General features: G+C 65.5%; 18 protein-coding genes. 8 read left to right on the top strand and 10 right to left on the bottom strand.

Features of this window, described 5'->3' with window-relative positions; all coding sequences use genetic code 11:
- Window positions 1-7 precede the first annotated feature (7 nt).
- From H4P35_RS24020 to H4P35_RS23995, 6 genes are all read right to left on the bottom strand, one after another.
- On the bottom strand, window positions 8-316 hold the full coding sequence (locus tag H4P35_RS24020; protein WP_082586349.1) for a DNA-binding protein: 309 nt from the start codon (window positions 314-316) through the stop codon (window positions 8-10).
- The gene (locus H4P35_RS24015) at window positions 313-636 is read right to left on the bottom strand and encodes a type II toxin-antitoxin system RelE/ParE family toxin (protein WP_226847244.1); all 324 of its coding nucleotides are present in this window, start codon (window positions 634-636) and stop codon (window positions 313-315) included. The genes H4P35_RS24020 and H4P35_RS24015 overlap by 4 nt, the downstream gene beginning before the upstream one ends.
- Window positions 637-932: 296 nt before the next feature.
- Window positions 933-2,243, bottom strand: coding sequence for an MFS transporter (locus H4P35_RS24010; protein WP_056324855.1), 1,311 nt, complete (start codon window positions 2,241-2,243; stop codon window positions 933-935).
- Between the two features lie 26 nt (window positions 2,244-2,269).
- Window positions 2,270-3,418: a galactonate dehydratase gene (gene dgoD / locus H4P35_RS24005; RefSeq protein WP_056324857.1), complete on the bottom strand. Its 1,149-nt coding sequence runs from the start codon at window positions 3,416-3,418 to the stop codon at window positions 2,270-2,272.
- Window positions 3,415-4,068 (bottom strand): 2-dehydro-3-deoxy-6-phosphogalactonate aldolase, encoded by a 654-nt coding sequence (locus H4P35_RS24000; protein WP_062839854.1) that lies wholly within the window; start codon window positions 4,066-4,068, stop codon window positions 3,415-3,417. The genes dgoD and H4P35_RS24000 overlap by 4 nt, the downstream gene beginning before the upstream one ends.
- A 9-nt stretch (window positions 4,069-4,077) precedes the next feature.
- On the bottom strand, window positions 4,078-5,085 hold the full coding sequence (locus tag H4P35_RS23995) for a 2-dehydro-3-deoxygalactonokinase (RefSeq protein WP_226847243.1): 1,008 nt from the start codon (window positions 5,083-5,085) through the stop codon (window positions 4,078-4,080).
- Window positions 5,086-5,444: 359 nt separating this feature from the next.
- On the opposite strand from H4P35_RS23995, the gene H4P35_RS23990 reads away from it, so the two are divergent.
- On the top strand, window positions 5,445-6,266 hold the full coding sequence (locus tag H4P35_RS23990; protein WP_128829335.1) for an IclR family transcriptional regulator: 822 nt from the start codon (window positions 5,445-5,447) through the stop codon (window positions 6,264-6,266).
- A 25-nt stretch (window positions 6,267-6,291) separates the two neighbouring features.
- Here the strand turns inward: H4P35_RS23990 and H4P35_RS23985 are convergent, their stop codons facing one another.
- The 4 genes from H4P35_RS23985 to H4P35_RS23970 form a co-directional block, all read right to left on the bottom strand.
- Window positions 6,292-7,230 carry a hypothetical protein gene (locus H4P35_RS23985; RefSeq protein ID WP_226847242.1) on the bottom strand — a complete coding sequence of 313 codons (939 nt, stop codon included), beginning with the start codon at window positions 7,228-7,230 and terminating at the stop codon, window positions 6,292-6,294.
- A gap of 124 nt (window positions 7,231-7,354) precedes the next feature.
- Window positions 7,355-8,134 (bottom strand): hypothetical protein, encoded by a 780-nt coding sequence (locus tag H4P35_RS23980; RefSeq protein WP_226847241.1) that lies wholly within the window; start codon window positions 8,132-8,134, stop codon window positions 7,355-7,357.
- A gap of 276 nt (window positions 8,135-8,410) precedes the next feature.
- The gene (locus H4P35_RS23975; RefSeq protein WP_226847240.1) at window positions 8,411-10,591 is read right to left on the bottom strand and encodes an ATP-binding protein; all 2,181 of its coding nucleotides are present in this window, start codon (window positions 10,589-10,591) and stop codon (window positions 8,411-8,413) included.
- Window positions 10,592-10,782: 191 nt separating this feature from the next.
- On the bottom strand, window positions 10,783-11,733 hold the full coding sequence (locus tag H4P35_RS23970) for a LysR family transcriptional regulator (protein ID WP_056324879.1): 951 nt from the start codon (window positions 11,731-11,733) through the stop codon (window positions 10,783-10,785).
- Between the two features lie 92 nt (window positions 11,734-11,825).
- Here H4P35_RS23970 and H4P35_RS23965 point away from each other — a divergent pair, with 92 nt between their 5' ends.
- The 7 genes from H4P35_RS23965 to H4P35_RS23940 all read left to right on the top strand — a co-directional run bounded on the left by H4P35_RS23965 (window position 11,826) and on the right by H4P35_RS23940 (window position 18,503).
- Window positions 11,826-13,301 carry an aldehyde dehydrogenase gene (locus H4P35_RS23965; protein WP_226847239.1) on the top strand — a complete coding sequence of 492 codons (1,476 nt, stop codon included), beginning with the start codon at window positions 11,826-11,828 and terminating at the stop codon, window positions 13,299-13,301.
- Window positions 13,302-13,307: 6 nt separating this feature from the next.
- Complete coding sequence (locus H4P35_RS23960) at window positions 13,308-14,342, top strand: NAD(P)-dependent oxidoreductase (RefSeq protein WP_128829331.1); 1,035 nt, start codon at window positions 13,308-13,310, stop codon at window positions 14,340-14,342.
- Between the two features lie 90 nt (window positions 14,343-14,432).
- A complete protein-coding gene (locus tag H4P35_RS23955; RefSeq protein ID WP_152382705.1) occupies window positions 14,433-15,407 on the top strand; it encodes a tripartite tricarboxylate transporter substrate binding protein in 975 nt (324 codons plus the stop codon).
- A 38-nt stretch (window positions 15,408-15,445) separates the two neighbouring features.
- Entirely contained in the window at window positions 15,446-15,571 is a 126-nt protein-coding gene (locus tag H4P35_RS27205; protein WP_255616228.1) for a hypothetical protein, read from the top strand.
- Between the two features lie 6 nt (window positions 15,572-15,577).
- Complete coding sequence (locus tag H4P35_RS23950) at window positions 15,578-16,123, top strand: RraA family protein (RefSeq protein WP_226849533.1); 546 nt, start codon at window positions 15,578-15,580, stop codon at window positions 16,121-16,123.
- Window positions 16,120-17,085, top strand: a complete 966-nt coding sequence (locus H4P35_RS23945) for a 2-hydroxyacid dehydrogenase (protein WP_226847238.1) — start codon at window positions 16,120-16,122, stop codon at window positions 17,083-17,085. Before H4P35_RS23950 ends, H4P35_RS23945 begins: the two co-directional genes overlap by 4 nt.
- On the top strand, window positions 17,082-18,503 hold the full coding sequence (locus tag H4P35_RS23940; RefSeq protein ID WP_226847237.1) for an FAD-binding oxidoreductase: 1,422 nt from the start codon (window positions 17,082-17,084) through the stop codon (window positions 18,501-18,503). Before H4P35_RS23945 ends, H4P35_RS23940 begins: the two co-directional genes overlap by 4 nt.
- Window positions 18,504-18,532 lie beyond the last annotated feature (29 nt).

Genomic DNA, 18,532 nt, shown 5'->3' with positions numbered 1-18,532 from the left:
GACACTGCTAGTTGAGTTGCCGCCGCTCCAACGGTTGTACGGCCAATCGCAATCCCATTGCCTTCAGGATGGCTGTGAGGCTACTAAGACCGGGATTTCCACTTGGGGAGAGTGTGCGATATAGCTGAGTGGGGTTCAATCGCGCCGTGGATGCCACGGTTTGAACGCCGCCGAAGGCCTGGGTAAGTTGACGCAGCGCGATGAGCAGCTCTGCCTGATCCCCATCTTCCAGAACGCTGTTGATCAGGTCCGCGGCCAGTCCGGGATCATTGCGGTACAGCTCGGCCATCGCCTCGTCGTGTGATCTGCTTTTCATGGTCTTTGTTCCCAGTCTGTGCGATAGCGGACGGCGCACGCAAGATCCGCCGATTGGGTGCTTTTGTCGCCGCCACATAGAAGCAGTACGACCCGGCGCCTCACCAGTGTGTGGTAAAGGCGGTAGCCGGGCCCCATGTCGATGCGCAGCTCCCAGATGCCATCGCGGCAAAAGCGGTGGTCACCGAAATTGCCGAGTTCAATTCGTGCAACTCGCCGTATGACGGCGACCTTGATGCGGTTATCTCGCAGACCGTTCAGCCAATCGAGATAAGGATTCGTATGCCCATCAGGCGCCAGGTAATGTTCGATTTCAACCATGCGGATATTCGTTTATTGACGAATTAAAGTCAAGCCGTATGGGGCGCTGACTCCGTGTCTCTTCATCTCCTCGCAAAGGGGCTGCGAGCTAACGGATGATCCGGCGAACGAAAGGAGCGGCGCAATGGAGGTGCGTGATGGATTCATCACGCCGGCGGCCGAGCACGCGGAAGGGGTCGATGTCGTCTGTGTCTGGGTGAAGGACCAAACAGGACGTATTGGGATCGACAAGAAAAAAGGGCGTCCCGCAGGACGCCCCTTCATTCAAAGCCAGCATTCAAACCCAGGCCAAGTCCTCAAGCCTCGATCCGCTCCACCTTACCGACCAGCAAGATATACGACAGCGCACCCAGCAATGCCAGCGACGACACATACACGATCGCCGGCGCAAAGCTGTCCTTGGACACCAGCAAGCCAATCACGATGGGCGTGCAGATCGACGACAGGTTGCCGACGAAGTTGAACACGCCGCCGGTCAGCCCCAAGAGGCGCACCGGGGCCAGCGTCGATACCAGCGACCACGTGATCGACGCCAGGCCGTTGCCAAAGAAAGCGACGGCCAGGAAGAAGATGACCCACGGCGTGGAATCCGTGAAGTTCGCGCCGATCATGGACGTGGAGATCAACAGGCCCAGGATGATGGGCAGCTTGCGCGCCATGCCGACCGTTGCGCCGCGGCGGATCAGGAAGTCGGACAGGACGCCCGAGCACAGCACGCCGATGAAGGCGGCCAGAAAGGGCACCGACGCCAGGAAGCCGGACTTGATGAAGTCCATGCCGCGGTACTTGACCAGGTACGTGGGGAACCACGTCAGGAAGAACCACAGCGTGGAAGTCAGGCAGAACTGGCCGAGGTACACGCCCCACAGCTTGCGCTTGCTCATGACCAACCCCAGGTCGTTCCAGTTGAACGGGGCCTTCTTTTCGCGCACGCGCGTGTCCAGGTCGACGACGCCGCCGCCTTGCTGGATCAGTTCGATCTCGGCCGCGTTGGCGCCTTTGAACTGGCGCGGTTCGCGGTAGATCATGAACCACAGCACGCCCCAGATGATGCCCAGCAGGCCCGTGCTGACGAAGACCATATGCCAGCCATAGTGGTGCTGCAGCCAGGCCAGCACCGGCGTCAGGAACGCCAGGCCGACGAACTGGCCGGACGTGTAGAAGCCGATGGCGGTGGCGCGTTCACGTTCCGGGAACCAGGTGGTGACGACGCGGTTGTTGATGGGGTAGGCCGGGGCCTCCAGCGCGCCCACGGCCAGGCGCAGGACGAACAGGATGACGAAGCTGCCGGCAAAGCCCATGAAGAACGTGGCCGCGGACCACAGGATCAGCGCGGCGGCGTACAGCACGCGTGGGGACACGCGGTCCACCAGCCAGCCGCCGGGGATCTGCATGGCGGCGTAGGTCCAGCCGAAGGCCGACAGGATCAGGCCTTCATGCCAGGTGTCCAGGCCGAACTCGTCCTTGAGGGCGGGTGCGGCGATGGACAGGTTGCTGCGGTCCAGGTAGTTGATGACGACGGTGATGAACAGCATCACCATGATGATGTAGCGGCTGCGGGTCGGGCGCTGGGCGCTCTGCAGGCCGGTGTGGGCGGCGGTGGACAATGGTGTCTCCTCTCTCTTTTATCGGCTTACCATTCGGCGAAGCTGCCGTCGGCGTGACGCCAGATGGGGTTGCGCCAGCGGTGACCCACTGCGGCGCGTTCCTTGACGTATTCCTCGTTCACGTCGATGCCCAGGCCGGGACCTTGCGGGATCGCGACCATGCCGTCCTCGTAGGCAAAGACCTCGCGGTTGCTGACGTAGTCGAGCAGGTCGTTGGCGGCGTTGTAGTGAATGCCCAGGCTCTGTTCCTGGATGAACGCGTTGTAGCAGCCGGCGTCGATCTGCAGGCACGTGGCCAGCGCGATGGGACCAAGCGGGCAATGCAGCGCCAGCGCGACGTCGTAGGCTTCGGCCATTGCCGCGATCTTGCGGGTCTCGGTGATGCCGCCAGCGTGCGACGGGTCGGGCTGGATGATGTCGACGTAGCCTTCAGATAGCACGCGCTTGAAGTCCCAGCGCGAGAACAGGCGCTCGCCCAGCGCGATGGGCGTGGACGTCAGCGGCGCCAGTTCCTTCAGCGCTTCGTAGTGTTCGCTCAGCACGGGCTCTTCGATGAACATGAGCTTGAACGGATCAAGTTCCTTCATCAGCACCTTGGCCATGGGCTTGTGGACGCGGCCGTGGAAGTCCACGCCGATGCCCACGTTCGGGCCGACGGCGTCGCGCACGGCGGCAACGTTCTCCAGGCACTTCTCAACCTTGTCGAACGAGTCGATGTACTGCAGTTCTTCGGTTCCGTTCATCTTGACGGCGGTGAAGCCGCGTTCGACGGCGCTCTTGGCGGCCGCCGCGGTATCGGCGGGACGGTCGCCGCCGATCCACGAGTACACGCGGATGCGGTCGCGCACGTTGCCGCCCAGAAGCTGCGAGACGGGTACGCCAAGGTGCTTGCCCTTGATGTCCCACAGCGCCTGGTCGATGCCGGCCAGCGCGCTCATGTGAATGGCGCCGCCGCGGTAGAAGCCGCCGCGGTACAGGACCGTCCAGTGGTCTTCGATGTTGCGGGGATCCTTGCCGATCAGGTAGTCCGACAGTTCCTCGACGGCGGCCGCAACCGAATGCGCGCGGCCTTCGACGACGGGTTCACCCCAGCCGACGATGCCTTCGTCCGTCTCGATCTTCAGGAAGCACCACCGGGGCGGCACGATGTAGGTGGTGAGCTTGGTGATCTTCATGCTTGTGTCTCCTGGGCAGGATAGGCGCGTTGCCAGGCCGCGACGAAAGCGCGCGCGTTCTGGCCGGTTGCTTCGGCCGACAGGCCGGGTTTGTACAAGGCGGAGCCCAGGCCGAAGCCGCTGGCGCCCGCCTGGGCGTAACTGGAAAGGTTGTCGGGCGTGATGCCGCCCACGGGAACCAGGGCGATCGGCGGGCGCATGACGGCGCGCCAGGCCTTGAGCACGGCGGGGCCCAGCTGCTCGGCCGGGAACATCTTCAGCACGTCGGCGCCGGCGGCCAGCGCCGCGAAGGCTTCGGTGGGCGTGGCGACGCCGGGGCAGGACGCCATGCCCAGTTTCTTGGCCTGACGGATCACCGCCGGGTCGCTGTGGGGCATGACGATGAGTTCGCCGCCCGCTTGCTGGATGCGCGCGCAGTCGTCGGGATTGAGAACGGTGCCGGCGCCGATGAGGCAGTCGGTGGGCAGCGCGGCGCGCATGGCGCGGATGCTGTCCAGCGGATCCGGCGAATTGAGCGGCACTTCGATCAGGCGGAAACCTGCGTCGTACAGCGCCTGCCCGACGGGCTCGGCTTCGGCGGGCGTGATGCCGCGCAGGATGGCGATCAGGCCGCAGTGGGCCATGGCGGTTTGGAGACCGGGATGGTTCATCTAAGGTTCCTAGGCGGGGATCGGAGTAGAGGGGATGACGAGGCCGGCGCAGATGGCCAGGTGCCACAGGCCGCGTTCGGTCGCGTTCTGCGCCTGTTCGGGCACGCCCAGGCCGTAGTGCTGCATGGCCAGGGTGTAGCGCTTGCACAGCGCGGGGTCGCCGCACAGCACGATGCGGGGCAATTCGCCCTGCTGGCGCAACATCTCGGCCAGCGCGGCGACTTCATGGCCGATCAGGAGGCCCGACAGATAGTCCGCCTGCGATTCGGGCGCCAGTTCGCCGGTCAGGCCCAGCGCGCGCGTGCTGAAGATGGTGGACATGACGCCCGCGCGGCCCGCTGGCGCACCGGCGATCTTGACAGCGCGCTCGAAGGCAGCCAGGTCAGGGGTGGCGGCGTCAGCCATCGTGCGGCCCAGAATGGTGTGGCCGCGCAGCGCCGCGTAGACCTCGCCGGTCATGAATGTGTCGAAGTGGGTGACGCGGCCGCGGCGCGCGTTGACCCATTTGGAGTGCGTGCCGGGCAGCCCGATGAGCACGCTGTCGGCGTTGACGTTGGCTTCTTCCGCCATCACGCCGAACACCTGGGTTTCTTCCCCGCGCATCACGTTGGGCAGGCCGTGGCGCTGGATGAGCCCGGGAACGATGTGGACGGGCGTGCTGCCCGCGCGCTCCACCACCGTCAACAGTGTGCCGATGCGTTCCAGGTCGACGGGCACGTCCAGGTAAGCGGCTTCCTTCCAGCCCTGCGCGCTGCCGACCATGCCGCACGCGATGACGGGCAGGGCGGGCTCGGCGCGCAGCCAGTCGCCGCAGGCCTGTTCAAACGCCAGCTCGAAGCCGGACAGCGTGGTGGTGGCGGCGCCGTCCTGCAGCGGTTGCGGCAGGCGCATGATGCCCCAGGGCAGATGGCGCGTATCGAGCGTGCGGCCCGTGGCATCCAGGCGGTAGGCGCGCAGCGAAGAGGTGCCCCAATCCAGCGCGATAAGAGCCGCACGGGCGGGCGATCCGGTATTCATCAGAGTCTGTCTCGTCTCTGGCCGCGCATCGGGCGCCGTCGCAGCGCCGTCGGGGGGCGCGGGACCGGGCGAGGGGGCGCGGACCTTGTTGTCTGAAATCTGCCGTGCGCGCGCGGGAGACGCGCAGCGCACGAATGGCAAAAATTCTAGTCCAGCGCTTGAAAAATCTCAAAATATAGAATTAAATCCCACATACAGGGAATTTGAAGTGCTTTTGACGTGGCCTTTGTATGGACAGGCGACATGCCTTGTTCGCCCGGCGAAGCACCCTGGATTCCCGCTTTGCTCACGTATCCGTGCCGCGGCGCCGGGTATGCTTGCCGATCTGTCCCGCCGCGCCGCAACGCCTTCTTCGCAACATGACCGCCACCACACTGCCCCCCGAGCCATCCGCCCCGCTGGACCCCGATGCCGCCGCGCCCGCCGGCACGCAGACGCTGATGCGCGGCCTTGCCGTGGTGCAGGCCGTGGCCGATGGCGCACGCGACCTGAAGGAGATCTGCGCGCGCATCGGCGTGGCGCGCAGCACCACGCACCGGCTGGCAAGTTGTCTGGTGCAAGAGCGCTACCTGCGCGCGTTGCCGGGCGTGGGCTACGTGCTGGGCCCAAAGCTGATCGAGCTGGGATTCCAGGCGCGCGAGGCTTTTCCGCTGGCGACGCTGGCACGCCCTTATCTGGACAGCCTGGCCGAACTGACCGGCGACACGATCCACCTGGCGGTGCGCGACAACAACGACGTGCTGTATCTGGAAAAAATCCCGGGCAAGAAGGGATTGGAAATGCGTTCGCGGGTGGGCCACCGCATGCCGCTTGCCGCAACCGGCGTCGGCAAGGCGCTGTTGCTGGACGCCGACGAATCGCAATGGAAATCGCTGCATCGCGTGGGCGCGCCCGTTTCATCCCGCGCGCCGGGCGGGCAGCAGGGATGGGAGGCGTTCCGCGACCGCATGCGCGACTACGCGTCGCAGGGTTATGCGTTCGACCTGGAAGACAACGAGCCCTCGATCCGCTGCGTGGCGGCGCCGGTGCGCGATGCGTCCAGCGGCATCGTGGCCGCGATCAGCGTGTCGAGCACCGTGCCTTATATGTCGCTGGAGCGCATGCGCGAAATGGTGCCGGTAGTGCAGGGCGCGGCGGCGGGGATTTCGGCGGAGATGGGGTGGAAGGTGGAGCGGGGGTGAGGGGGGAGCGGCTTGCGGGAAGGTTCTATCTTGGACGAAGCCGCAGACCATCTTGATCGCACAGGTAAAAACCGCCGGCGAGCCGATCATAGCGGTAGAAGATGTGCTTGTTGGACGCGACGGGTGTAGTGTCGTAGGCAGAGAGGTCTGCCCCTTCGGCGCAAAGTCGTTCCACCTCGTCGGGCCATCGAAATCTGGCTGCGTGGTGAGCTGCCCAACGGTCGATCAACGGGCCGAATCCCACCCAATAAAAGAAGGGATCTCGCGGCATGCCCGAGGGCTTCTTGTACGCAGGCAGATCCGCGGTCGGCTGAATCGCCTCGAGCCCTTCTTCCATGTATCGGCGGATGAATTCGAAGCGAAGCGCTGCGGATGGAACACGCATGTCATCAAGGGCATCAAAGCGTCCGTCAAGCCACAAGACGCCGTCTTGCTCGTAGATCTTGGCCTCGTTGTCGGGGGGCGGGGGGAATCCCAATCGGAGGCCGACACGGGCGTGCATTCTTAGCCATAAAAAGGGTTGCACATCGCGCCAAGGTACGGAGACCACATTGCCGCTCCCATCGACCGTCTGCACCAATTGCGCTTGACGATTAAACCGGATTCGGCCGCCCGGGCGAGTCAATGCGGCCATCGACAAAAAGAAAAACGAACTGAACAACAGGTACGGGAAGACCAGATACCATAGCGAGGCATTGGTGATGATATAAGCTGCCACCGACACGAAACAAAAGGTGTGCCACATCGACACCATATACGTGTCATCGAGGAGCTCGTCCTGACGAAGCTGGCTTTCTATGAATCGCTCGTTGAATAAAAAGCTATCACTAATATCGTTTCCGAATTGGGCATCGCCTGGCCACATCGCCAAATTTACGGGCTCCATCTCCGCGGTGTCGCCACGCTTCTTCCATAGATTGATGCCTTCCTCAAAACTGAGCGAAGAATTGCTTTTACGGCCCATCAGTTCATAACCATGTAGAGGATGTCCGGCTCGCCGAAGGCGCATTGCCGATAGATCCAGTCGGTATGTCGTGCCAAGCGCCAGCGGAATGTGGCTGGTGAGGTTGAGCTTCTCGGCTTAGGCGCTACTGGGAATTTGTGAGTGTGCGCTGATCGGAATCAGGCGTGTCTGCGCCGGACAACGACGACAGCCGGACACCATCGCGATCGCACAAGTAAAGCCCGCCGGCGCGACGGTCATAGCGATAGAAGATGTACTTGTTTGAGGCGACAGGTGTGGTGTCGTAGGCAGACAGGTCTGCCCCTTCGGCGCAGAGCCGCTCCACTTCGTCGGGCCATTGGAATTTCGCGGCGTGGTGAGCTGCCCACCGGTCGATCAACGGGCCGAATCCCACCCAATAAAAGAAGGGATCTCGCGGCATGCCCGAGGGCTTCTTGTACGCAGGCAGATCCGCGGTCGGCTGAATCGCATCGAGACCTTCTTCCATGTACCGGCGGATGAATTCAAAGCGAAGCGCTGCGGATGGAACACGCATGTCATCGAGGGCATCAAAGCGCCCGTCAAGCCACAAGACGCCGTCTTGCTCGTAGATATTGGCCTTGTTGTCTGGAGGTGGGGGGAATCCCAATCGGAGGCCGACACGGGCGTGCATTCTTAGCCAGAAAAAAGGTTGCACAGCGCGCCAAGGTACGGACACCACATTGCCGCCCCCATCTACCGTCTGCACCAATTGCGCTTGGCGATTAAACCGGATGCGGCCGCCCGGGCGAGTCAAAGCGGCCATCGACAAAAAGAAAAACGAACTGAACAAGAGGTACGGGAAGACCAGAGGCCAAGCTCTCACATTCGAGATGACACCAGCTGCCACAAACACGAAGCAAAAGGTGTGCAGCATCGACACCATATACGTGTCGTCGAGGAGCGTGCGGCGCAGTGTGGGCCGCAGACACCGCGAGTGAATCCTTGGCTGCGCGATCGACCGAGGCTTGTATGTGCGTGGTCCGCCGGCTGCCAGGCATTGGCGGCAAGTATCTGACGAAGGCAGATTTTTCGACTTAGGAAATATTCGAAATTTGCAGGCGCGCGTGCGCCGGGCGTCGGCCGGTGAACGCCTTGAAAACCGTCAAGGAGGAATATTGCAGTCTGCTCACCGCTGAAGCGCGGATTGCTACGCTTGCCCCTATCCCCGACCACCCCGCCGCTCGATCGTAGACAGCATCTCCAGCAGCACGTCCATATCCACCGGCTTGACCAGATGCGCATCGAAGCCGGCTTCCATCGACTCCCGGCGGTCCTCTTCCTGGCCCCAACCGCTTAGCGCAAGAATCGTTGCGTGCTCGCCCCAGTCGAGGGTTCGCATGTGGCGGCAGGCCTCGTGGCCTGTCATGCCGGGCATGCCGATGTCCATGAGGATCACCTGCGGACGGACCTGGTTGCCAAGGGCAATGGCTTCTTCGCCGTCGTAAGCGGCAGTGACGTCGTGGCCTTCCAGGGCAAGCACGGCGACCATGGATTCGACCGCGTCGCGGTTGTCGTCGACCACCAGCACCTTGCGCGCGATGGGCGACAGCGCGCTGGCGGATTGCTCGGGTGCGGCTGCCTGGATGCCGGTGACAGGCAGCCGGACGACGAATGTGCTGCCTTTGCCTTGGCCTTCGCTATGGGCATGCACCGTGCCGCCATGCATTTGCACCAGGCGCTTGACGAGCATGAGGCCAATGCCCAGGCCGCCCTGCGCGCGTTCGAGTGTCCGGTCGACCTGCGTGAACATCTCGAAGATCCGGTCGAGCTGGTCGGGTGGAATGCCCGAGCCGTTGTCGCGGACCGTGACGTCGACGCTGTCCTGGCCCGGGTCGACGAAGAGCTCGATGTCGCCGCCGGGTGGCGTGTATTTGGCCGCGTTCGAGAGCAGGTTGCCGAAGACTTGCGTCAGGCGCTCGGCGTCGCCCTGCAGCGTGATCTGCGCGTCGGGCTGCACCAGCCTCAGCCGGTGCCCGTGTTGTTCCAAGGCGGGGCGGCAAGCCTCGATGGCGTGCTGCAGGACCGAGTCCAGCGTGAGGGCGGTGAGGCGAAGCTCGAGCTTGCCGCGGTTGATGCGGTTGACGTCGAGCAGGTCGTCGACCAGCCTGACCAGTTGGCGCAACTGGCGGTCCATGACTTCGCGGGCGCGTGCCGTCATGGCGGGATCGCGCTCGGCGCGCTTGAGCACTTCGAGCATGTTGCGCAGGGCGGCAAGCGGATTGCGCAACTCATGCGCCAGCACCGCCAGGAATTCGTCCTTGTGCCGCCGTTCACGCGCCAGTTCCGATTCCGCGATATGACGTTCGAGCAGTTCGGCGGCCTGCCGCGCGAGCAGATCGATGTAGCGCAGGGCCTCCGGGATGGGGCCGCCGGGCCACGTGTAATGGTTGTTGAGCATGCCGAGCAGCTGGCCGCTGCGGCTGAGCAGCGGTGTGCATTGGATCGACCGGATGTTGTCCTCCATGACGATCTCGAGCCCCTCGGTGCCTTGCAGGTCTGTCAGCAGTTCCACGTCGGGCACAACCAGCCGTTCCAGGTTCTGGGCAGCCTCGGCGCAGCTTGCGACCCAGCCGTCTTCCGCGAAATGCTCGACCAGGCGTGCACTCAGGCCCTGGTGCACGGCAATGCGCAGCGTGTTCTTGGCGGGGTCGTAGATCTGGATGTTGCCTTTCTCGGTGCCGGAAATGTCGGCAGCGGCGGCGAGGATTTTTTTCAGAAGCGGTTCGAATTCCCCGGGGCCAACGAGTTCGGCGCTCAGCGCCTGCAGTCTGGCCAGGGCGTGGACTTCATGCCGAAGATGCGCGGCCGCGCGGTCCCGTTCGACCACGATGCTGGCGGCCAACGCGCCGAACTCCGCGACACGCTGCTCCCAGGTGCTCAACGCAGCAGCCTGAGGCAGAAACAATAGAAACCAGCCGACGGGCGCACCATCGGCAGCCTGTGCGGGCTGGGCGTGGCAGGCCCGGATACCATGTTGCGCGCAAAGGGATTGCCACGGCGCTGCCCACATCGCCGCGTCCTCGATATCGAGGCATCCCGTTGGCTGGTCACACCGCGCGGCAAGGCCCGGCGCGAAGAGCGCCTGATCGATCGATTGTCCGCGCAGGCCCGCGGCGAACTCGGCAGGCAATTGCGAAGAGTATCCGTCGTCCACGGTGGTGCGGCCCGCGCCGGCCAGAATGACGCAGGCGCGTGCGTCGGGAAGCAAGCGGCCGACGGCATCGGTAAGCGCCTCCAGGCATGCCTTGGCCGGCGTGCCGGACGCCGATGAAAGCAGGATCTGGCGTTGCGCTTCATGCAGCGCAGTGTGGCTTGCGAATTCTGGCGGCGGGCAAGTCAAGCAAGTCTCCTTCCTGGTGCCCCCAACGCATCAGTCATCTGGCGGGAACGATGCATGGATGGAGGCGTTTGGCCTGTGTCGCCGCGGTGTGCGCCTGACGACGGCTTTAAATATTTACATGGATCCCGCCCCGCGAATGTTGCAATTTGTCGGTCAGCCGTCACGGATCGTGGCGCAGTTGTCGAGTTCTTTCAGGCGTCGGCGGTGATCGGGGGCAATGGCAACAGTCGCTGCTGGATGTGGGCCATCGCCGTCTCCAGTTGCTCGACCAGCGCCTGCGCGGCCGGCGACAGCGTGCGGTCGCGGCGATGCAGCACGCCGATATAGCGGCGCGCCGACGCGTCGCAGAGGGGCGTGCAGAGAAGGCCGGACAGGTTCAGCTCTGGCAGCGCCAGCCGCGGCAGCACACTGACGCCGAGTCCCTGGCGCACCATGCCGGCCGCCGTGCCCATGTGCGTGACGTCGTAGCGCAGCGCGGTGGTCGGCGCCCCGACCTCATCGCGCACGGCGCGGTCGAATTGCTGGCGCGCATGGGACCCCTGCGAGAGCAGGATCAGGTCGTAGCGCAGCACGTCGCGCCAGTGCAGCATCCCTGGCGCCTCGCCCAGCGGGTGGCCTGCGGGAAAGACGGCGCAAAAGCAGTCCTCGCCCAAGGGGGTGAACGTCAGGTCGGACGCCGGCTCGGCCTGCGCGGCCACGGCGAACTCGATCTGGTTGGTGCGCAAGAGGGCAACCAGTTCGTCGTTGTGGGCCTCGACCACACGCACCTTCAGCGCCGGATGCGCCTGGCGCAGCGTGCCGGTGGCGGCGGGCAGAAGTGTCAGAGCGGCCGAGGGCAGGGCGCCCAACGCCACATTGCCGCGCCGCACGGCAGCCAGATCCGCCAGGCTGCGGTAGGCCTCTTCGAGGTCGGCAATGGGCCGCTGCACGCGAGCATAAAAGTCCTGCCCGGCCGAGGTCAGGCTGATGCTGCGCGTGGTGCGTTCGAACAACCGCAGGCCGAGCACTTCTTCAAGGTCCTGGATCAGGGCGGTGAACGAAGGTTGCGTCACGCCGAGGTGATTGGCCGCGTGGGTGAAGGAGCCGGTGTCCACCGCGAGCAAAAAGGCCTTGAGCGGCCGGTATTTGATATTGATAGCCATCGGCTAATAATAGTGAAGAAATATCTATTTGTGTCTAATAATTGACCGGACGATGATGACGTCTACCGAAGCCCTCCGGATTCATAGACGTTATGGACGCATCGAGCCACAAGCCCTTCCGGCTGGGCGCCAACTGGCGCCAGAGCCAAGACGGCGACGCCGTCATCACCTCCATCAACCCGGCCGACGGTAGCATCGCCGGCATCGTCACGCGCGCGCTGCCGCAGGACGTTGACACCGCTGTTGCCGTCGCCTGGGACGCTTATCAAAACAAGCCCTGGCGCAAGCTGCGTCCCGACCAGCGCGCCGCCACGCTGTACGAAATCGGGCGCCGCCTGTCCGCCGAGCGCGAGCCGTTGGCGCGCCTGCAGATGCTGGACAGCGGCAAGCCCTACAAGGAATGCCTGAACATGGTCGACAGCGCGGCCGGGCATTTCCGCTATTACGCCGCCGTGTGCGAGACGTGGCAGAACGAGATGACGTCGCCGCGCGGGGAATACTTCTCCATGGCCTTGGCCGAGCCCTTTGGCGTGATCGCGGCCATCACGCCCTGGAACTCGCCGATCATGAACGAAGCGCAGAAGGCCGCGCCCGCGCTGGCCGCGGGCAACGCGGTGCTGATCAAGCCGTCCGAGGAAACGCCGCAATTGGCGCTGGAACTGGCCCGCATCTGCGCCGAGGCGGGGCTGCCGGAAGGTCTGCTGACCGTCCTGCCCGGCCATGGCGAAGATGTGGGCGCGGCGCTGGTCAAGCATCCCGGCGTGCGCATGGTGTCGTTCACCGGGGGTACCGAAACCGGCCGCGCCATTGGCGGCATTGCGGGCCAGCGCCTGATTCCGGTCGGACTGGAACTGGGCGGCAAGTCACCGCATATCGTGTTTGACGATGCCGACCTGGATCGCGCGGTGGCAGGCGTGGTGTCGGGCATTTTCGGTTCGGCCGGCCAGAGCTGCGTGGCGGGGTCGCGTCTGTTCGTGCAGAAGTCCATATATGGGCGTTTCATGCAGGCGCTGGTGGAGCGCACGCGGCAGGTCCGCGTCGGCCTGCCCGACGATTCATCCACGCAGATGGGGCCGCTGGTCTCTCGCGCGCATCGGGACAAGGTGGCGGGCTATGTGGACATCGGCCGTGCCGAGGGTGGGAAAGTCCTGGTCGGCGGCGCGGCGCCCACGCAGGCCGAACTGGCCAACGGATGGTTCTACCTGCCGACCGTGATCGATGGGCTGGGCAACGGCGCCCGCGTGTGCCAGGAAGAAATCTTTGGACCGGTGCTGGTGGCGCTGCCGTTCGCGGACGAGGACGATGTGGTCCAGCAGGCCAACGACACCGCCTTCGGCCTGGCCGCGGGCATGTGGACCGGCGACTACGCCCGCGCCTGGCGCGTGGCGCGTGAGATCGAGGCCGGCTCCATCTGGATCAACACCTACAAGCAATCGCATATCGCGACCCCGTTCGGCGGCTTCAAGGCCAGCGGCATCGGGCGCGAGAAGGGCCTGCACGGCCTGCGCCTCTACAGCCAGGTCAAGAGCCTGTACTGGGGCATGCACGACAAACCGATGGGACTTTGAACAAACATGACGACTGAAAAGAAACAAGGCGCGGCGCTGTCCCTGGCCGACGCGCGCATCCTGATTGCCGGCGCGGCCAGCCTGGTGGGATCCCACACGGCCGACGCGCTGCTGGCGGCCGGCGTCAAGGAGGTCATTCTGCTGGATAACTTCGCGTTCGGCACGCCAGAGGCGATCGCGCATCTGCAGGACAACCCCCGCGTGAAAGTGGTGCGCGGCGACCTGATGCGCCTGCCCGATCTGCTGACCGCCACCGAGGGCGTGGACGGCGTGCTGCACCTTGCCGCCTACATGACGCTGGGTTTTGCCCAGACGCCCTGGCAGGCCGTGGACGTGAACATCCGGGGCGCGCAGAACATGCTGGAGGCCTGCCGCGCCAACAAGGTGAAGAAGATCGTCTTCGCGTCGTCCAATGCCGTGTATGGCTATGGCACCGGCATTGCTGGCGCGCTGGTCGAGAACGGCCCCTTCCATTCGGTGGGCGCGCCTCCCGCGGCCATCCTGTATGGCGCGTCCAAGATCATGGGCGAGCAGCTATGCCGCCAGTACTACCAGAAGGCCGGGCTGGACTACGTGGTGCTGCGCTACTCCACGGTCTACGGCGAACGGCAGCATTACCGCGCCGCCAATTCCCTGTACATCATGGAAACCTACGACCGCGTGCGCAAGGGCGAGCGGCCCGTGCTGCCGGGCGACGGCACGGACACCAAGCATTTCGTGCACGTCTCGGACGTGGCGCGCGCCAACGTGGCCGCCTTTGAAAGCGCCGCCACCGATGTCGCCGTGAATGTGTCGGGGCCGGCGCCCATCACCACCGGCGAACTGGTGCGGCTGGTGCTGGACTACTGCAAGAGCGACCTGCAGCCCGAAATCAAGCCGGATCCGCCCGGCACGGTGCGCCTGACGTCGGGCGGCGCCTTCCACATCCCGCATGACCTGGCCGGCCAGCATATCGGCTGGCAACCCCGGGTCGGCATGGCGGAGGGCGTGAACCGGCTGCTGGCCTGGCGGGAGGCGCAGGAGGCCGTGCAGACGCCGTAAGGAGGAATGCGCTCACGGCGCCATAGAGCGCCGGGGCGGGCAGTACGTACTTCAGTAGTCACGATAACGACATCCACAGGAGACAGGACAATGAAGTTGCGACATTGCATTGCCGGCGTGGCCATCGGCATGGGGCTGGCGTTGGGTGGGGCTGCGGCGCAGGCGGCGGGCTATCCCGACAAGCCCGTGACACTGGTGGTGCCGTATCCAGCCGGCGGCGCCACGGACGTCATCGCGCGCCTGATCGCGGAGAAGCTGCCGGCCGCATGGGGGCAGCAGGTCATCGTCAACAACCGGCCAGGCGCGGGCACCACGGTGGCCGCCGAGCAGGTGGCGCGTTCGCCCGGCGACGGCTACACGCTCTACATGACGACGGCCGCCCACACCATCAGCGCCAGCCTGTACAAGAAGCTCAACTACGATCCCTTGAAGGATTTCGCGCCGCTGACGCTCACGTCCACGATTCCGCTGGTGCTCGTGACCTCGCCCTCGCTGCCGGTCAAGACCCTGGACGATCTGATCAAGTACGGCAAGGCCGCGCCGCAGGGGTTGAGCCTGGCGTCCACCGGCAACGGCACGCCGCAGCACCTGACGGGCGAACTGTTCAAGGCCAGGACGGGCATCAAGCTGGTCCATGTGCCGTACCGCGGCGATGCGCCGATGCTGACCGACCTGATAGGCGGACAGGTGCAGATGGCCTTCGTCACGTTGTCGGCCGCGTTGCCCCATATCCAGTCGGGCAAGCTCAATGCCATCGCGTTGGCGCATCCGCGCCGTGTCGAGGCCATCGCGCAGGTCCCGACGATGGCCGAGGCGGGCATGAAGAACTTCGAAGCCGCGACCTGGTTTGGCCTTTTCGCGCCGGCCAGCATGCCGGACGCCCTGCGCGAGAAGATCTACCAGGATGTCGCCCGCGTCGTGGCCACGCCTGAAATGACCAAGAGACTGCAGGAGATGGGCGGCGATGTGAACAACAGCTCGCCCCAGCAATTCCAGGCCTTCATCAACGACGAGGCCAAGCGGTGGGCCGAGGGCGTCAAGCTCTCCGGCGCACAGATCGACTGAGCGGCTGCACGGTCGATACCGACGGGAGAACCTACTGAATGAGCGACAACGATCAAGAACTGCTGGCGCGCTGCGCCGCCATCGGCACCAGCACCTGGGCCGATGCGATGGATACGCTGGGCATTGCCGGCGTGGTGCAGGGCATTGAGCGCCGGGGCGGGTAAGGCCGTATCGCTGGCTTTGCCGCCACCGCGCGCCACGTCTGGGGCGGCCTGGGAGATTTCGACCGCGCCGATTTCGCGGTGGGACGCCTGGTGGCCGCCACAGGTCCCGGGCGCGTGCTGATGGTGGACGCCGGGGGGACCTGCATTTCCACCTTTGGCGGCATTGCCTCGTTGGCCGCCTCGCGGCGCCAGGCAACCGCTGTCGTCATCGATGGCGCCTGCCGCGACGTCGATGAAATCCGTGCGACCGGACTGTGGCTGGCAAGCCGCCATGTCACCCCGTTGACCGGCAAGACACGCCTGCGCCTGCAGGCCATGGGCGATCCCGTCACCATCGGCGGCGTGCAGGTCGCCGAGGGCGATCTCGTCGTTGGCGACGACACCGGGCTCGTCGTCGTGCCGCGCGCGCGGTTGCAGGATGTGCTGGCGGCGGCAAAGCACGCGCTGGAGGTGGATGAGCGGGTGGAGCGCGGCATTCGGGACGGCCTGTCATTTGCTGAGGCCGCCGCCGCGGCCAACTACATTCCCGCCAGCGCCGGAGGCCGTGCGTGACTGCCCGCTACGAGGTGGTGCAGGTCGCATCGCTGGGCGCCGCGTTCGATGCGCGTCTGGCCGCCCATTACCGTGTCCTGCAGGCCTGGCGGGAGCCGCTGGGCCTGGCGGCGTTTGGCGACGAATTGGCGAGGCCGCGGGTCGCGGTGACGTCTGTCCGGCATGGATTCACGCAGCCGATGTTCGACGCGTTGCCGAATCTGCAGGCCGTGTGCAGCTGGGGGGTGGGTTACGACACCCTGGACCTGCGCGCCGCCGCCAACCGGCGCATCGGGATCAGCGTCACCCCCGACGTGCTGGACGACTGCGTCGCCGATCTGGCGTGGGCGCTGATGCTTTCGGCGGCCCGGCGTACCGCCGTGGGCGACCGCTACGTGAAGACGGGCCAGTGGCGCGCCATTGGGCAATTTCCGGTTGCGACCCGCGTATCGGGCAAGCGGCTCGGCATCCTGGGACTTGGCCGCATCGGTGAGGCGATCGCCCGCCGGGGCGCGGGCTTCGACATGCAGGTGCGCTATCACAATCGAAGCCCCAGGCCGCAGTCGCCATACCCCTACGAAGCATCCCTGGTGGGCCTGGCCGCGTGGGCCGACTTTCTGGTGGTGGCCTGCGTGGGCGGGGCCGCCACGCGGCATCTGGTCGATGCGCCCGTCATTCGCGCGCTGGGCCCGCGAGGGATTCTGGTCAACATCGCGCGCGGCAGCGTCGTGGACCAGGCGGCGGCGCTGGCGGCGTTGCGCTCGGGCGAACTGGGCGGCGCCGGCCTGGATGTGCTGGAGCAGGAGCCCACCGATGCCGCCGATTTTGCCGATCTGGACCAGGTTTCCCTGATGCCGCATGCGGGCAGCGCCACGCACGAGACGCGGGCCGCGATGGCGGATCTGGTCTTCGATAATGTCGCAGCGTTTCTGCGCAGCGGCGCGCTGCTCACGCCGATCGCCGACCGGGAGATGCAGGCATGACCCCGGCTGCGCTGCGGGCGGCGTTGACGGCCTGCCTGGGCGAGGCGAACGTGCTGACGGGCGCGGATGCCCAGCCCTATTTGACCGATTGGCGCCAGGCCGTGACGGGCCGGGCCATGGCGGTGTTGCGGCCGGGCGATACCGGCGAAGTCGCGCAAGTCGTGCGTCTGTGCGCGGCAGCCGGGGTCCCGATCGTCCCGCAAGGCGGTAATACCGGACAGGTGGCAGCCGCCACGCCGGACGTCAGCGGTTCTGCCGTGGTGCTGTCGCTGGCGCGCATGAACCGGGTGCGTGCCCTGGATCTGGACAACGACACCATCACGGTCGAAGCGGGTTGTGTGCTGCAGTCGGTGCAGGCGTCTGCGCGCCAGGCGGGCCGGCTCTTCCCGCTATCGCTGGGGGCGCAAGGAAGCTGCACCATTGGCGGCAATCTGGCCACCAACGCGGGCGGCACGCAGGTGCTGCGTTACGGGAACGCGCGCGAGCTTGCGCTGGGACTGGAAGTCGTCACCCCGCAGGGCGAGATCTGGCACGGCCTGCGCGGCCTTCGCAAGGACAACACGGGCTACGACTTGCGCGATCTGTACATCGGCAGCGAGGGCACGTTGGGCATCATCACCGCGGCGGTGTTCAAGGTGTTTCCGCTGCCGGTCGCGCAGCGAACCGCGTTGATCGCGGTCGCCAGCCTTGAGCAGGCCCTGCAATTGCTGCAACGCGCCCGCGCGGGCTTTGGCGCCGGACTGACTGCATTTGAAGTGATGTCGGCGGCGTGCCTGCGTGACGTGGTCCAGGCTTTCCCGCAGCAGCGCCTGCCATTTGCCGATCTGCCGGCGGACGCATGGTGCGCGCTGCTGGAGCTATCGGACAGCGAGGACGAAACGCACGCGCAGACGCGGCTGGAGGCCGTGCTGGCGGCCGCGCTGGAGGCCGGCGAGGCGCTGGATGCGGCAGTGTCGGTGTCCGGCGCGCAAAGCGCCGCATTCTGGCACCTGCGCGAGAGCATCACCCTGGCGCTGGCCAAGGCCAGCGCGTGTGTCAAACATGACATCTCGCTGCCCGCCTCACGCATCCCTGCCTTTGTGCGGGCCACCGACCATGCCTTGGCCACGGCGTTTCCCGGCGTGAGCATGCGCGTGTTCGGCCATCTGGGCGACGGCAATCTGCATTACAACCTGCTGCCGCCGCAGGGCGTGCCGGAATCGGCGATCCAGCGGCTCGTCCACGACCGCGTGCACGAGGCCGGCGGGTCTATCAGCGCCGAGCAGGGAATCGGCCAACGCAGGGTGCTCGACCTGGAGCGATACAAGAGTTCGGTGGAACTGGACCTGATGCGGCGCATCAAGCATGCCCTGGACCCGCAAGGGCTGATGAATCCCGGCAAGGTGCTGTCTGCCTCGGCAGATCGCGTCTTGGCGTAGCGCGCCACGACGGCGCGCACCATTTCAAT

This window comes from Achromobacter sp. 77 (genome assembly GCF_020541125.1).
Taxonomy (GTDB): Bacteria; Pseudomonadota; Gammaproteobacteria; order Burkholderiales; family Burkholderiaceae_B; genus Achromobacter; species Achromobacter mucicolens.
The sequence above is the reverse complement of the archived record's forward strand: the minus strand, read 5'-3'. Positions and strand labels throughout refer to the sequence as shown.